13 protein-coding genes are annotated in these 15,521 nt (G+C 60.4%); 1 reads left to right on the top strand and 12 read right to left on the bottom strand.

Annotated features, from left to right (window positions below; all coding sequences use genetic code 11):
• Positions 1 to 17: 17 nt before the first annotated feature.
• The 4 genes from argE to GHO32_RS07315 are packed head-to-tail and all read right to left on the bottom strand — an operon-like array spanning position 18 to position 3,615.
• Positions 18 to 1,163: an acetylornithine deacetylase gene (gene argE / locus GHO32_RS07330; RefSeq protein ID WP_153336309.1), complete on the bottom strand. Its 1,146-nt coding sequence runs from the start codon at positions 1,161 to 1,163 to the stop codon at positions 18 to 20.
• Positions 1,160 to 1,837 carry a DUF1028 domain-containing protein gene (locus GHO32_RS07325; RefSeq protein ID WP_153336308.1) on the bottom strand — a complete coding sequence of 226 codons (678 nt, stop codon included), beginning with the start codon at positions 1,835 to 1,837 and terminating at the stop codon, positions 1,160 to 1,162. Before GHO32_RS07325 ends, argE begins: the two co-directional genes overlap by 4 nt.
• Before the next feature lie 11 nt (positions 1,838 to 1,848).
• A complete protein-coding gene (locus tag GHO32_RS07320) occupies positions 1,849 to 2,259 on the bottom strand; it encodes a RidA family protein (protein ID WP_153336307.1) in 411 nt (136 codons plus the stop codon).
• 24 nt (positions 2,260 to 2,283) lie between these two features.
• On the bottom strand, positions 2,284 to 3,615 hold the full coding sequence (locus GHO32_RS07315; RefSeq protein ID WP_178113850.1) for an NAD(P)/FAD-dependent oxidoreductase: 1,332 nt from the start codon (positions 3,613 to 3,615) through the stop codon (positions 2,284 to 2,286).
• An 870-nt stretch (positions 3,616 to 4,485) separates the two neighbouring features.
• On the opposite strand from GHO32_RS07315, the gene GHO32_RS07310 reads away from it, so the two are divergent.
• Positions 4,486 to 4,950 carry a DUF3574 domain-containing protein gene (locus GHO32_RS07310; RefSeq protein WP_153336305.1) on the top strand — a complete coding sequence of 155 codons (465 nt, stop codon included), beginning with the start codon at positions 4,486 to 4,488 and terminating at the stop codon, positions 4,948 to 4,950.
• Here the strand turns inward: GHO32_RS07310 and GHO32_RS07305 are convergent.
• The 8 genes from GHO32_RS07305 to GHO32_RS07270 all read right to left on the bottom strand — a co-directional run bounded on the left by GHO32_RS07305 (position 4,947) and on the right by GHO32_RS07270 (position 15,378).
• Positions 4,947 to 5,393 carry a DUF3574 domain-containing protein gene (locus GHO32_RS07305; protein ID WP_153336304.1) on the bottom strand — a complete coding sequence of 149 codons (447 nt, stop codon included), beginning with the start codon at positions 5,391 to 5,393 and terminating at the stop codon, positions 4,947 to 4,949. The genes GHO32_RS07310 and GHO32_RS07305 overlap by 4 nt on opposite strands.
• The gene (locus tag GHO32_RS07300; protein ID WP_153336303.1) at positions 5,390 to 6,760 is read right to left on the bottom strand and encodes an APC family permease; all 1,371 of its coding nucleotides are present in this window, start codon (positions 6,758 to 6,760) and stop codon (positions 5,390 to 5,392) included. The genes GHO32_RS07305 and GHO32_RS07300 overlap by 4 nt, the downstream gene beginning before the upstream one ends.
• A 106-nt stretch (positions 6,761 to 6,866) precedes the next feature.
• Positions 6,867 to 9,251, bottom strand: a complete 2,385-nt coding sequence (locus GHO32_RS07295) for a TonB-dependent siderophore receptor (RefSeq protein WP_153336302.1) — start codon at positions 9,249 to 9,251, stop codon at positions 6,867 to 6,869.
• Between the two features lie 120 nt (positions 9,252 to 9,371).
• Positions 9,372 to 10,427, bottom strand: coding sequence for a substrate-binding domain-containing protein (locus tag GHO32_RS07290; RefSeq protein WP_153336301.1), 1,056 nt, complete (start codon positions 10,425 to 10,427; stop codon positions 9,372 to 9,374).
• A 30-nt stretch (positions 10,428 to 10,457) separates the two neighbouring features.
• Complete coding sequence (locus GHO32_RS07285; protein WP_088500386.1) at positions 10,458 to 11,474, bottom strand: ABC transporter permease; 1,017 nt, start codon at positions 11,472 to 11,474, stop codon at positions 10,458 to 10,460.
• Position 11,475: 1 nt separating this feature from the next.
• Positions 11,476 to 13,053 (bottom strand): sugar ABC transporter ATP-binding protein, encoded by a 1,578-nt coding sequence (locus tag GHO32_RS07280; protein WP_153336300.1) that lies wholly within the window; start codon positions 13,051 to 13,053, stop codon positions 11,476 to 11,478.
• Between the two features lie 236 nt (positions 13,054 to 13,289).
• Positions 13,290 to 14,477: a hypothetical protein gene (locus GHO32_RS07275; RefSeq protein ID WP_153336299.1), complete on the bottom strand. Its 1,188-nt coding sequence runs from the start codon at positions 14,475 to 14,477 to the stop codon at positions 13,290 to 13,292.
• Positions 14,478 to 14,490: 13 nt separating this feature from the next.
• Positions 14,491 to 15,378 carry a nitrilase family protein gene (locus tag GHO32_RS07270; protein WP_153336298.1) on the bottom strand — a complete coding sequence of 296 codons (888 nt, stop codon included), beginning with the start codon at positions 15,376 to 15,378 and terminating at the stop codon, positions 14,491 to 14,493.
• Between the last annotated feature and the right edge of the window lie 143 nt (positions 15,379 to 15,521).

Here is a 15,521-nt window from a genome sequence, read left to right as displayed (position 1 = left end):
CGAGGCAAGGGCAAAACTTAAACCCGAATAGAATCCAGCATCCGCAGCAGCATCGCATCACACCCGGCCAGTTGAGTCACGCTCACAAACTCATCGGGCTTATGCCCTTGGTCCATGCTGCCCGGACCGCAGACCACCGTGGGGATGCCCACGGCATCGAATAACCCGCCCTCAGTGCCAAACGCCACCGTGCCGAATTCCCGAGACCCGGAAAACGCCGCAATCAACTCGGCCGCCTGGCTGCGCTCATCGGTGACCAGCCCCGGGTACGCTGACAACTCGGTAAAACGGATCGCACTCTGCGCACTCACCGCCTTCATGCGTGGCAGCACGTGCTGCATGGCATAGGTTTGCAATGCCTCGGCCACTTCACCCGGATCCTGTGATGGCAAGGCGCGAATCTCAAAGTCAAAGCGGCAATCGGCGGGCACGATATTCAGCGCCTTGCCTCCGGCAATCACCCCGGTCTGCACGGTGCTGAAGGGCGGGTCAAAGCGCGGATCCTGGCGCTCGCGCAACTGGCGACCGAGGCGGCCCAACTCGCCAATCAACTCGGCAGCATGCTCGATGGCATTCACGCCATAGGGGGCATAGGCCGAATGGCAGGCTTCGCCGTGTACATCACAGCGCATCGCCAACTTGCCTTTATGCCCGAGCACCGGCTTGAGTTCTGTCGGCTCGCCAATAATGCACAGCATCGGCTTGACCGGGCGCTGCTCCAGCACGCTGAGCAACGAGCGCACGCCCAGGCAGCCGACTTCTTCGTCATACGAGAGGGCAATGTGCACCGGTATACGCAACGGCGTCTGCACCAGCGTCGGCACCAGTGCCAACACGCAGGCGATATAGCCCTTCATGTCTGCCGTGCCCCGGCCAAACAGCTTGCCGTCGTGTTCGGTCAGCTCGAACGGCGGCGTTGTCCAGGGCTGGCCATCCACCGGCACCACGTCGGTATGCCCCGACAGCACAATGCCGGGGCGCTCACTCGGGCCAATGCTGGCAAACAGATTGGCCTTGCTGCGTTCTTCGTTGTGAACCAGCTCGCAGCTCACGCCAAAACCTGCCAGGTAATCGCGTACAAACTCGATCAAATGCAGGTTGGACTCGCGGCTTGTAGTGTCAAACCCCACCAGCGTGTGCAGCAGTTCGCGGCTGCGGCTCATCGATCATCTCCCGCCACGCCGTAACCAGGGGAACGATCAGGCGCGAGGGCGCGGTCGATGTAATCCTGGACCTGCGGGCGGTAGGCGTCCCAGAGTTTTTGCAGCTCACCGATGGGGTTTTCATCGGCCCAATCCACCCGCAGGTTGATGATCGGCCAGGTCAATTCGCCCACCACCACCAACGCGGCAGAATGCACCGGGCCCGCTTCACCGCCGGCGGCAATAGCCGCGTGCATTGCGGCCAGCAGGCGGTCGGCCAACTGACCTTCGCCTTGCTCAAAGGCCTGCACCATCGCGGCAATCACTGTGCGGTCAGCGAGCATGTTGCCCGCCGCCACACACTGTTCGCCCGACAGCGCATTGTGCGTGCCCAGGGTTTCGCTGCCGCTGAAGTGCACGCTTCGGCCCTGATGATCAATCGCCGTCAGTTGCCGGTACTGGCTGTAGCCGTTGCGGGTCAGCGCCGTGTCGATGGCCGCGCCGGGCGCGAGGCCTTGCTCCAGCAGGTCGAGCACATCCGGGCCCAATGCCGGCAGCGTGATGTTCTGGGTCGACACCGCCCCCACGCCGGGGCGCAGCCAGGGGCAACGGGCGCCCACGGCGATGCTCGATGAGCTGATGGCGATGCCCAATTGGCCGGTTTCTGCGCAGCGGGCGACGATTGAAAAGGTCATGGCGAGCCTCCTTACTCCGGGATAACCGCGATCACGTCAATTTCCATCAGCCACTGCGGCTGACCCAGCGCCGACACCACCAGCCCGGTGGAAATCGGGAACACGCCCTTGAGCCATTTGCCGACTTCCTGGTACACCGGCTCGCGGTAGCGCGGATCGGTCAGGTAAGTGGTGGTTTTAACAATGTGGCTCAGGTCGCTGCCGGCTTCTTCCAGCAGTTGCTTGACGTTGCGCATGGCTTGCTCGGCCTGGGCACGCGGGTCGCCGAGGCCGATCAGGTTGCCCTCGAAATCGGTGCCCACCTGGCCACGGACATACACCGTGTTACCGGCACGCACGGTCTGGCACAGGTCGTTGTCCAGGCTCTGGTTCGGGTAGGTTTCTTTGGTGTTGAACATGCGGATGCGAGTGTGAGTAGGCATCAAAAAAACTCCAGTAATAGTTAATCAGGCGCTGACAGGTGATTGCCGAACAACCGGTGCGGCGTCGCGGTATTCAAGGTATTGGCGCTGGATGCTGATGTGATCGGCCACGTATTTGGCGTCGTGCCAAACGCCCCAGATAAACGACGAGCCACGGCGTGATTGCCATGGCAAACCGAGAAAGTAGATCCCCGATTCACTCGACACACCGCGCTGGTGCTGCGGCTTGCCAGCAGCGTCAAAGGCATCGACTTGCAACCAGCTGTAGTCCACGGCAAAGCCGGTGGCCCAGATAATCGAAGTGATCCCGGCGGCGGCCAGGTCCAGTTGCAGAATCGGGTTTTTCACGCAGTCGGCGTCCGGGAACACCCGGCGGGCCTCTGGCTCCAGCGGCAAGTCGAGGCCATTGCGCTCGATGTAGGCGTCTGCCGCATCCAGCAGTGCCAGGTAGTTTTCATCGCCGCGCTTGAGGTTTTCCAGCAGGTTGGGCTGGAAGCTGGCGACGCCGTTGTTGAACGCCTGGGTCAGCCCCACCAGGATCATGCCTTGCTGGGCCAGCTCACGAAAATCGATGGTTTTGCCACCGTGGGCGCCGCTGACGGCAATCGTCACGTGCTCGCGGCCCGGCTTCATCGCCGCCTGATCCCATTCGCCCAGCACCCCCAGCCACCAGCAGAAATCGCGGTTACGGTAGGCGCGGGGAGGGCGGTCGTGAGCTCCCACCGACAAGTACACCTGGCGCCCGGAGCGTTGCAGTTCATCAGCGATCTGCACCCCGGACGAACCGGCGCCCACCACCAGCACGGCGCCCCCAGGCAGTTGCGCCGGGTTGCGGTAATCCGCTGAGTGGATCTGATGCAGCGCGCTGTCTTGCGGGGCAATGGCCGGGATCACCGGCTTCTGGAACGGGCCGGTGGCTGCAACCACACGCTTGGCGTCGATCACGCCTTCGCTGGTGTGCACGGTAAAGCCCGGACGGCCGACATTGCGCACCACCGAGAGAACATCCACACCGGTGCGGATCGGCGCATTGAACTTGCGTGCATAGGCTTCAAAGTAATCGGCGACGCGTTCTTTGGGGGCGAAGCCATCGGCGGCCACGTCATCGAATTCCAGGCCGGGGAAACGGTCATGCCAGGCCGGGCCGTTGGCGACCAGCGAATCCCAGCGACCGGTGCGCCAGCGTTCAGCGATACGACTGCGCTCCAGCACCAGATGAGGCACACCTTGCTTGCTCAGGTGCTCACTCATGGCCACACCCGCCTGGCCAGCCCCCACTACCAAGGTGTCTATTGTTGTTGTCGCTAACGTCATGTCTCTGTCCTTGCGTAATGCAGTTGGATTCAGTTCGTGCATGACTTCAAGGCTAGGGGGAGGGCTGTTTTAAATAAAATATTATTAAGCTGGGATGTGAGCATAAATATCAGATACAGAGACCTGATCCATGCCCGTAGGAGCCACTGTGTAGCTGCGCCATAGTGTCAGATTGCTAAAAACCTTCAGCATCCCCCAATCGGTTCCCTCTCCTTCGGGAGAGGGCTAGGGTGAGGGGCTTTTGATCTGATGGTGTCTTGAAATGTCAGGGTCAAAAGATCGCGAGGCAAGCTCGCTCTTATCAAACATGAAATAAGTGATTGATTCTAAAGACTCTGTAGGAGCGAGCTTGCTCGCGATCTGTTGATCTTGATCTGGCTTTTGATCTTGATCTAAGAGGCCCCGTTAAACCACGCTGGCCGAACGCAGGTTTTGCGCAGAGGGTAACCCGGCAGGACGCCGGGTTAGCCGCGACACGGCCAGGGATGGCCGATCGCGGCGGCCCTCTAAGCAAGGCCTGTGGCGAGGGCATGCCGAGCCTAAGCGAGGCACCGAGGGGTTGGGGCAAAAAGCGTTTGGCCACTTTGCGCTTTTCAAAGTGGCACGGCGTAAGGCCGGAACCCTAAGTGGCCGTTGCCGCAGCAACGGATATGTACAAAAAATCAAGGCCTCTCACCACGCCTCTCCCGAAGGAGAGGGAACCGATTGGGGGATGCTGAAGATACTCGCTGTCCTGTTTGCTGCGCGACAGCGCGGCGTCGAAGACGGGGCGGCCCCTCCTACGCGAGCAGGGGGCGATTCTTATGCCTTTAAGCTATTTAAAAAGCTTTTTTTAGTCTTGGATGAGCCATCAAAACGCCCTCTATAGTGTCGGCCTTTCCACCCCCACCCACCAAGATTGCAGGTCGTTTCATGCCGTCACGTTTTCTGTTCGCTGCACTGTTTCTGGCGCTTGCCGGTTGTGCCAGTGCACCTCCCGTTGCCGTCCACACCAAAGACCCGGCCAGTTCATCACTGCACGGCGACCCCACGCGACCTGCCCAGGCGCAATGGCTGCGCACGGAGCTGTATTTCTCATTGGGGACGCTGGGCGGCAGCGGCGCTGACGTCATCAGCCCGCAGCGCTGGACAGAGTTTTTGGACAAGGAGGTCACGCCACGCTTTCCGGACGGCTTCAGCGTGCTTGAAGCCTACGGCCAATGGCGCGACCATGGCGCCCCCGAGCCGGAGCGGCTGAGCACCAAGGTGATCGTCATCCTGCACGAAGGCACCGCGCAGCATGAGCAGGACATCGAAGCCATTCGCCTGGCCTGGAAGCGCATCACCGGCGATCTGTCTGTATTGCGCCTGTCACAACCGGCGCAGGTGTCGTTCTAGTGTGAGAGTTGCTGATTGTCGTCCAGACGTTCGGCTGTCCAGTCCGGGTCGCTGGCCCGGACCGGATTGACCACTTGCAGCACGGCATAGCCGAAGCGTTCCTGGAACAACCGGCCGATGGTGGCCAGCGCTTCACGGTTGGCGCTGTTGTCGGCATGGATCAGGATCATGATGCGCGACGCCAGCTTTTCTGGCTTGCCGGACGGCCCGCGCCATTGCCCGTTGACCTTGTACCAGCTCAGGCCATCCGGGAAGCGTGGCGTTACCTCGGCAGATAAAAACTCATCCCACGCCTGCGGGTCCACCGCAGCAAAGTACAGCTCACTGCGCACCATGGCGCGGCCATCAAGGTCGCCCGCCAGCGGTTTTTTGTCTCGCGTGACGCCCACGGCGACCACGGCGGCAACCACCAGCAGCAGCGCAAACACGCCCCATTTTTTCATAACAGCTCCTCAGTCGATGACGGCTTGATGCTGGTGTTGCCCAGCAACGCCAGCAAAATCGCGCCCAGCACCAGTACGGCAATCCCCAGCAGCGCGCCGTAACCAACGAACACCACGCTGGAATACAGCATGTACAGGCATAGCGAGAAAAACAGCAGCGGCAGCACCGGGTACAAAGGCACTTTGACCGGTCTTGGCGCATCGGGAAACTTGTGCCGCAAGATCAACAGGGCCAGGGTGCTCAGGCTCAGAAACAGCCAGTACACCGGGGTCAGGTATTCCACCATGGTGTTAAAGCCGCTTTGCGAAAAACTGCCAAACAGCACCAACATCAGCGATACGGCACCAATCGCCAGCAACGCCCGACGTGGCACCCCATGGCGTTTGTCCCACACCGCGAGGCCGCTCAGTTGCGGCACTTGCCTCGCCGCCGCAAAGGTGGTGCGGGCACCCACCAGCAGGGTTGAGTTAATGCTGGCAATCGCTGAAATACCCACCACCAGCAGAATCAGGCCGACACCGGGGGCACCAAATGCCCGGTTCAGCAGTTCGACACCCGGCGCCTCGCTGGCCGCCAGCCCCTCGTAGCCCAGCCCCTGAATAAAGGCCCAGTTCAAGGCCAGATAAATAGCCAACAGCAGGCTCAGCGCGCCGAGCATGGCGATGAACATACCACGCCGCCCATCACGCACCTCAGCCGACAACGTGGCCGCATCGCTCCAGCCACCAAAGGCCAGAAAAACAAAAATCATCGCCGCTGAAAAACCGGCAAAGCCGGTTTGCTCAGGCACCGCCAGCACTTTCGGCACCTCGGGTACAAAGTCCTGCCAGGCCAACCAGCCACCTGCTGCCGCAATGCTCAGAAACCCCAGGGCGAGCAACACCACCAAGGCTGTCTGGGTCAGAAAGCCGATCTCACGGCCGAGCAGATTCAACAGCACCAGGGCGATGATCACCCCGGCGGCAAACAGCCCGGAACCATAAGGCCCGAGCGGCAGAACCGCGTTGACGTAATCGGCAAACATAAAGGCTGAAAGCGCGATCCAGCCGGTGTGCATCACCGAAAAGCGCGACCAGGCAAACAGCATCCCCACGCGCTCGCCATAGGCCAGACGCAAAAAATGGTAGTCACCGCCGGGGTGCGGAAACGCCGTAGCCATCTCTGCAAAGCACAAGGCGCCCGCCATCGACAGCAGCCCGCCGACGATCCACACCCAATAAAAATGGTCGCTGCCCACATTGAGCGCGACCGTGGGTGCGGTTTTCAAAATATCGGTGGTAATCACCATGCCGAGGGTGACCAGTAATGCCTGGAAAACCGGCAAATGGCGCTGAACACCGGCAATGGCAGATACGTCTTCGCTCATAAAGTGTTCCCCAAAAGCCCGAATCCCCTGTAGGAGCCAACTTGCTCGCGATCTTTTGATTTTTTAAAAGCTCGCTCCTACAGTCGTTTATAGGCGCCCCCGAAATTTAAAACGCGTAAGTAAGACGGGTGTAGTAGTACGCGCCATTGGTGCCGATCGGCGACAGCACGTCATACGGCAGGTTGCCCCCGTAGTTGATCTGCGAGTTGGAGCGGTCCGGGTATTTGTCGGTCAGGTTGGTGCCACCCACCGCGATGTCGAACGCCGGGGTGAATTTGTATTGCGCTTCAGCATCCAGTTGCCAGACCGCGCCGTAGGTTTGCGTCGGCCAGGAATCGCCAAAATCGAACACGCGGGTGGTTTTGCCCTGACGCGTCAGGCGGCTCATCAGCCCCCAGTGCTGGTTGGACCAGTTGGTCGAGAGCACGATGCGGTCCTTGGGCGCCGCGTCGGTCAAGGTGTTGCGTTCCTCGACACCCACCAGCGCATCGCTGCCGATGCCCAGGCCCGACAATTGCGAAGGTGTGCCACGGGTCTTGGTGACTTTGGTGTGGTTGTAGGTGTAGGCACCGGTCACGCCCCACACGCCGTCGAACAGCGGCTGGTGGTAGTTGAGCACCAACTCGGCACCGTTGGTGCTGGTGTCGGCGGCGTTGGTGAAGAAGCTCACGTCATGCACGCCCGGCACACCAAAGTTGTCGTTGATGTACTGCTCCAGTGCGTCGCTGCCAATCCGCTGAGACAGGGTGATGCGGTCTTTGACGGCGATATGGAACACGTCCAGCGACGCATCAAAGCGGTCGTTGAGCTGAGCGGTCAGGCCGAGGCTGAAGTTTTTTGAGGTTTCCGGGTCGAGCTTCTGGGCCCCGAGGGCGCGGGCGATCGGGCTGTTGACCGGCAAAGTGCGGATGTCGGTCAGCACGCCGTTGTCACCGTAGTTGGTGGTGGTGTTCTGGAACCCGACCTGTGCCAGCGACGGCGCGCGGAAGTTGTTCGACACCGCACCTCGCAAGGCCAGTTGCTCAGTCAGGCGGTAGCGCCCGCTGAGCTTGCCGGTGAGTTTGCTGCCCGCGTCGTCGTAATGCTCAAAGCGTGTGGCCACGTCGACAAACAAACGGTCGGTGAGGTCGCCGGACAACTCGGCGTACGTACCGAACACATTGCGGTCCAGGTTCACCTCTTCGCTAGGGCGCAGGCCGTTGGCGCCGTCGGCACCGTTGCCGAAGTAAGAGGCCTGATCACCGGCAAACGTCAGGTAGTTTTCGTAACGGTATTCACCGCCCACGGCCAGCACGAACGAGCGATCGGCAAAACGTACTTCGCGGCTCAAGTCCAGGTTGGCGGTGGTCTGGCGGAACTCATAGTCGCCGGTGTTAAAGCGGGTTGGCGAATCAGCTCCGAGGCTGGGGTTGAAGGTGCGCTGGGTTGAGCCATCGAAGCGGTTGCGCCCGTGGGTGAGGCTGCTGTCGTAGTCCCAGTCATCATCGAGCATGCCTTTAAAGCCTGCGGTCAAAGACAAGTCTTTGTTGTCGCCAAGGGACTGGGGGAGGTAGCCGTTGGGGTAAAACTCCGGGTGCTCGGAAGCTTCGCGGTAAAAATCCGAGCCGGTGGTATGGCGCTCGTTGTAGGTGCCGAACGAGTAAGCTTTGCTGTCGCCAACAGGCAGCTCAGAGTTGAACCACACGTTCACATCCCGCGCGAGACCATCGCCCATGGCGAAGTTGCGTTGCCCTGGAGTGTCAGCGAAACCGTCATAACCGGCGCGGTTGGTCGGGTTGCGGTCCTTGTATTCGGTGCCCACGCGGATAAACCCGCCGTCTTCACCCAGGCGGGTGCCGATCTTGGCTGAAGTCTGGCTGCTCTGGCCGTCTGTGATGCGCTTGTCGATGGCGTTTTCACGGGTGTGATACGCGCCATACGTGGTGGACACTTCGCCGCCTTCCGGAGCGTCATCGAGAATGATGTTGATCACCCCGGCAATCGCGTCGGAACCGTATTGGGCGCCCGCGCCGTCGCGCAGCACTTCAATGCGTTTGATGGCGCTGATCGGGATTGAGTTGAAGTCCACTGGCGCCGTACCGCGACCGATTTTCGACGAGTCGTTGACCACCGCCGAAGTGTGTCGACGCTTGCCGTTGACCAGCACCAGCACCTGATCCGGGCTCATGCCACGCAATTGCGCGGCCCGCACGTGGTCAGCGCCGCCGGAGTTGGACTGGCGCGGAAAGTTGAACGAGGGCAGCAAGGTCTGTAATGCCTGGCCCAGCTCGCCGCTGTTGGCACCGGCAGACTTGAGGTCAGCAGCGGTCAGCACATCCACCGGGACCGGTGAGTCCAGCACAGTGCGGGCCTTGCCCCGTGTACCGGTGACCAGCACCGTGTCCAGACGCTCGCTGCTGTCGGCGCCGGGTGCCGGATCGTCGGCGTAGGCGGGCAGCAAAGTAAAGGTTGAGATCACTGCAGCCAGTAAAGAAAGTGAACGGTTATGCATATGCAACTCCTGAACTGCAGCTAATACTCGCCCGTTGCCGAGAACTTGCGTTTTCGGCATTAGCGTCGCGGCAGTACTGCTCTGTCGTTGTTGTTGAGTGTTGGTTGAGTGCGAAACGTGTTACTTGGCCAGCGGTATCCAGGACGCGGTGGCAATCCCTGATGTGTCCCCAAACGCAGGTAGTTTCTGCGCCAGATCGCGAACGTTCTTCACATCAAGGTCCAGCAACTGCTGACGGGTAATCAGCGTGGGTGGAACCAATACTTTTTGCCCCGGATTCTCGCCGGCAATCAGCATTGCCAGGCTGCGAACACTGATTGCCCCGGCCACTTGCGGGTTGACCGCTGCGGTCGCCACCCAGGCGCTGTCAGGTTCTTTCATGATCTGTATGTCGGCCGTGGAAATGTCGGCGCTGTAGATTTTCACTATGGAACTCAGGCCCGCCTCATCAACGGCAATTTTTGCGCCTTTGGCGAACTCGTCAAACGGCGCGAAAATCACGCTGATGCCCGGGTTGGCGCGCAACACGGCACTGGCCTGGTCGGCGACCGAGTTGGCAATCGGCGGGTTGAGCGTGCCAAAACGGGCCTTCTCGACAATGCCCGGATTTGCCGCCTTGACTTGGGTCCAGATCTCGTTGCGCAACTCCATCGGGGTAAAGCCGCTGATGTACACATACCCGGCATCGAACTTCGTGCCGTTGTCTTTAACTGCCTGCTCCAGCGCCAGGCGCGCCAGTGCGTGGTGGTCCTGCTCGACCTGAGTCACTTTCGGATTGTTCAGGTCGACGTCAAAGGTCACCACCTTGATGCCTTTGGCCACGGCTTTATCGATCGAGTCCTTGAGGGTTTCGGCCAGGCCCAGTTGCACGATGATGCCGTCGACCCCCAGGTCAATCGCCTGCTCGATCATCTCGCGCTGACTGGCCGCCTGTTGCCGCGCATCGAAAATCCGCAGCGTCGCACCCAGGGCTTTGGTCTGTTTCTCGACGCCTTGCAGATACGCCTCGGGGAAGTCGCCGGAAAACAGATAACCGACCATAGCAATCTGCACATTGCCTTTGTCGAAGGGCGCGGGGGCGCCCGGCAAGCCGGCTGCCTGCACGCCCAAAGCCGCGCCTGACAGCAGCGCACCGGCCAGAGCATGGCGGATGGCGCTTTTGATGGATGTGTACATAGGTGATCCTTGCAAGTAAGGGCGTCCAGATCAGCGCACGCGCTGTCCGACACCAAAGGTGAAAATCAGCGCCAGCACCAACACCAGTCCTTTGACGAAATCCTGGGCGTAATAGGGTGCGTTGAGCATCGTCAATCCATTGAGCAAGGTGGCCACCAGTAACGCGCCTATCAACGTGCCAAACGCGTTGGGTTTCTTCGCGCCCAGCACGGCAAAACCAATCAGCGCTGCGCCCAGTGCATCCAGCACCAGCCCGTTGCCGGAGCTGACATCGCCGCGCCCCAGTCGTGCCGCCAGCAGCAAACCGCCCACGGAGGCCAACAAGGACGACAGCACGTACGCCAGCAGTTTGTAGCGATGCACTGGAGCGCCCGCCAGGTGCGCCGCTTGCTCGTTGCCGCCGATGGCATAAAACAGCCGGCCGATGCGCGCCCGCTCCAGAAACAGCCACACGGCCAGCGCCGCGACAGCGGTAACCAGCACCGGCACCGGCACCGTGTCCCACAACCGCCCGCGCCCCAGCGCCAGAAATGCCGCGCTGAACACGCCTTCGGTTTCTTCGCCGTTGGGTAGCGTCATGCCTACCGCAATCGAGCGTCCGCCGGTGGGAATCAGTTGCACACCGATCACCAAAAACATGCTGCCCAAGGTGGCGAGAATGTCCGGCACGCGCATTTTGACGATCAGCCAGCCGTTAAAAAGACCGACCAAAGCCCCGCCCGCCAGGCTGATCAACACCGCCGGCACGGCGCCCCAGCCCAGCACCACCATCACGTAGCTGGCGATCATCAGGCTCATCGCCGCCACCGCGCCGATGGACAAATCAAGGCCGCCCACGGCCATGGTCAAGGTCACGCCAAGGGCCAGCAAGGCGACGATGGACACCGACTGCAAAATGATGAACAGGTTGTTGACCCGCAAAAAGGCCGGTTCGGCAATGCTGAAAAACACCACCACGGCGGCCAGCACCAGCAGCAGGCCATAACGGATCAACGCGTCCAGCACGCGCTTGGGCTTGGGGGCACTGCCCGGCAAAGAGGAAATCAAATCAGCCACGCGCACTACTCCCGGGCGTTGCGGTACGGTTTAAAGGGGAAGAGCAAGGGGTAGGGGGTGGAGCGTCACTGCCCACCAACTGCGCCACCAGCGTGGCGCGGTTCAGCCCGGCCCGGGCGTAGTCAGCGACCAGGGCAAAATCACGCACCACCAAAATTCTGTCGGCGATCTCCAGGGCCTCGTCCACGTCAGTGCAAATCACCAGCGTGGCCCGGCCTTCGCAGCTGTTACGCAGCAAATGGCCAATCTCGCGACGGGCGCGCACATCAACGCCCTGGAACGGTTCATCGAGCATCAGCACATGGCCGTTGCCCAGCAGCCAGCGGCCCAGCACGACTTTCTGCTGGTTACCGCCAGACAGCGTCTCCATGGGTAACTCGATACCCGCAGTCTTCACCCCCAGCGCGGACACGGCGTCTTCTACCGCCTGCGCCTCCAACCGGGTGTTGATAAAACCGTAGCGGGTAAAACGCTGCAAAAAGGGCAGGGTCAGAGTTTTGCGCAACGAAAAGCCGGGAATCAACGAGTGACTGGCGCGGTCTTCGGCGGCGTAAAACACCCCGGCTTTAACTGCGTGTTCCGGCGAATTGAACAGCCCGGCAACACCCTCCACGTGCAGCGTTCCGGCAGCCGGGCGACGCAAACCGAACAGCACCTCGGCAATTTCACTTTTGCCCGCGCCCAACAAACCGGTGAGCGCCACCACCTGGCCTTCGTGCAGGTTCAAATCAAACTCAGCTGAGTTCGCCGTAACCTTCGCTGCACGCAAACTCAGCACCTCGCGGCCCGCCGCACGCGGCTCAAAAGGCCGGGTGTCCGGCGCTTCACCGAGCATGGCGTACACCGCCTCGGTGAGTTGATCGGCAGCAAACTCACCGGCCAGCCTGCCGTCACGCAACACCACGGCGCGATCCGCCAGACGCTGCAAATCGGACAAGCGATGGGAGATATAAACAATCGCCACCCCGCGCTCGCGCAAGGTATCGACCAGGGCAAATAAACGCTGCGCTTCGGTATCCGAGAGAGCGGCGGTCGGCTCATCCAGAATCAGCAAACGGGGCTGCAAGGCAAAAGCCCGGGCCAACACCACCAATTGGCGTTCCGCCTGACCAAGGTGCTCAATCGGCTGCTCCAGCGGCAGATCCAGCCCCAGCCCGGCAGCGATTACCGAGGCACGTTGCAACACGCGTTTGCGCCCCAGCCAAAACCCGGCACCGGGTTGGCACAACTCATCCAGCAGCAGGTTTTGCGCCACGCTCAAACCCGGCGCAATCGCGTCATTGACGTGCTGATGCACCGCCACAATCCCGACCTCACGCGCCGCCAGCGGCGAATTGAAACGCTGCAACTGCCCGTCAACCAACAGCTCGCCCGCATCATGGGACTGGCTGCCGGCGAGAATCTTCACCAGCGTCGATTTGCCCGCGCCATTGGCACCCAACAACGCCACGACTTCGGCGGGGTAAATCTGCAAATCCACACGATCCAGGGCACGGTTGGCCCCGAACGATTTACTCAAACCGCGCACACGAATCAGCGGATCAGGCGCCACAGCGGCAGACGCGTTCATAAAAAGCACCGAAACAGAAGTCGCTGAAACATCAGCAAACACAAGACGTTGGGGCCGCGATTAAAAGCATTTCCCTAGGAACAATCCAATATATGTATCGAATATGAAATATCTTTTAGTTATATGAGGAAGCGCCCGAATGGGCGCAGAGGGGGGCTGTTCACCCTGTAGGAGCGAGCTTGCTCGCGATCTTTTGATCTTGATCTGGCGCTTGATCTAAAAGATCGCGGCCTCTCCTACGGGATGAAATAACCAATCACCGGCACAATCAGCAGCGTGCTGATCGCCATCGACAACACATTGCCAATGTAAGGGTGCATGTACTGGGGCAATCGCCGGGCAATGGCGTTGGCCAAAGGCGGGGCGACCAGAGCCCCCAGCACAGCGCTGGCGATCATCACCGTCGCGCTGGCGCCGTAGGTCAACACCGCCGCCGGAACCACTGACACCAGCGGCACATACGTGGGGTACCAGCCGAGTTTCTGCCATTGGCTGCGCCAAACAATCACGCCCAGCAACGAGGTGAATGCCTGTGCTGCGACCAAGTGCAGCAGTAAGCCGGAGCCATAAGCGGGGCTCAACGGGTTCAACGCATAGGCCAGTAAAACACCGGCCAACATTCCCAGGCTGGCCCACTCATTGCCAAAAAAAGGCGCTTCGGAAAAGTCTGCTAACACCCGGCGTAACGTCCAGATCACACCGTAGTCAGGCTTGGGCCTGGCGGCGGGCTTCTCAACGACGGTTTCGACCTGACTTTTGACCAGTACGGGCACACACCGGCACAAGCCAAAAGCCAGCGCACTGCCCAAAGCCATGCCCAGTACATTGCCAATCACAACGGGCAACCCCAACGGCAGGCAGACGAAGTTAACGATCAGCAGGCAACAAGGTGTGACCAGCAGGGCCCCGAGAACCGCTCCGTTGAGGGTGACTTTCCAGCCGCCACCAAACAGCAACACCATCGCGGCGGGCAAGGACACAAAGGCGGCAAACGTTGGCTGCCAGGTGTCGGCAGTCAACGTCCAGCCCCACAGTGCATTGCTCAGCGCCAATCCCAACAGTGAACTGGTGACAAGCCAGGGCCACAGCCCCGTGCCGTAGCTGATGCTGAACCCTTGCCACGTTTTGGCGTACCGACTGGCCCAATACCCCAGGGCGCCCCCAAGCAATAACCCCAACGAGGCGAACTCGTGCTTGTAAAAAGCGACCTCGCTGATATCGCCGATCACCCAGCGCAGCCAGGCCAGCGGTGAAGGCCAGTCGCCCAGCATGTCGGCATATCCGGGCCAGTAACCGGCTGCCGATGCTGAGTAGAACCACGATAAACCGCCCATCAAAGTCATGATTAGCAGCGCGCTGGCTACAAGCAAAACCAGGTAGCGCACTGACGCAGTGGAAGACACTCTTGGTGATAAAGACGACATGATGGCGTCCTCATCAGCGTGGAAGGAGAGGGTGGTCGGTATAACCGAGCATGGCGTCATACACGTCGACGCGGCGGTCGCGATGCAGGTCGTTCAAACTGTTCCAGATCGGCGCACTGCGTGCGCTGGTCAGATCAATATCGGCATAGAGAATGGTCTGCTCATCCGCTGAGGCCACCTTGCCGATGGGCCAGCCATTGGTCCCGGTAATCAGCGAGCAGCCCAGATAGCGTTCGCCTTGTTCCTCACCGATGCGGTTGGCGGCGGCAATAAACACGTTGTTAGCGTGAGCAGCGGTCATCGTCAGGTACGAGGCCATGCATTTTCCGCTGTCATCGAACAGAGGCGGTGGCGTCCAGATCCAGTTGTTCAAACTGCAGATAATGTCAGCGCCTTGCAGGCTCAACAGGCGCGGTACTTCGGGAAACCAGATGTCCCAGCAAATCAGCAGGCCGATGCGGCCAATGGGTGTGTCAAACACCGGAAAACCCAGATTGCCGGGAGTAAACCAGAGCTTCTCGCGGTTCCATAAATGGGCCTTGCGGTACTTGCCAATAAATCCGCCAGGGCCCACCAGCACCGCGCTGTCAAACAACTGCACACCGTCTCGCTCCGCCAGCCCTGCGGCCAGATACACCTGATGCTTTCGGGCAAAATCGAGCCAGGCCTGCATGCTCGGACCCTCGGGAATCAACTCGGCATGCAGGAAGGCTTCCTGGCGAGTGCCGAACAAATACCCGGTATTGGCCAACTCCGGCAGCACAATAAGATTTGCCCCGTTAATGGCCGCCTCGCGGGCCAATTCAAGGCTGTGCTCCAGATTGGCCTGGCTATGTTGAATGCCCACCTGCGGATCGAATTGCACAACCGCAACGCGCACTGCACTGACCGCTTCGTTCATGGCTGACACCTCTTTTTTATTGTTATGACCCGCTGGGTTGCGGGTCTTTAGTAAGAGGATTTATCAGTGCGAGTGTATGTCGGTTGTGTCCCCTTGGTGTGTAGTCCGTTGCCTTGCCTGCGGTGCTATATATCCAATTGGAC

It is taken from the genome of Pseudomonas sp. FSL R10-2189 (assembly GCF_009600325.1).
Taxonomy (GTDB): domain Bacteria; phylum Pseudomonadota; class Gammaproteobacteria; order Pseudomonadales; family Pseudomonadaceae; genus Aquipseudomonas; species Aquipseudomonas helleri.
This window is presented reverse-complemented; position numbering and strand designations above follow the sequence as displayed.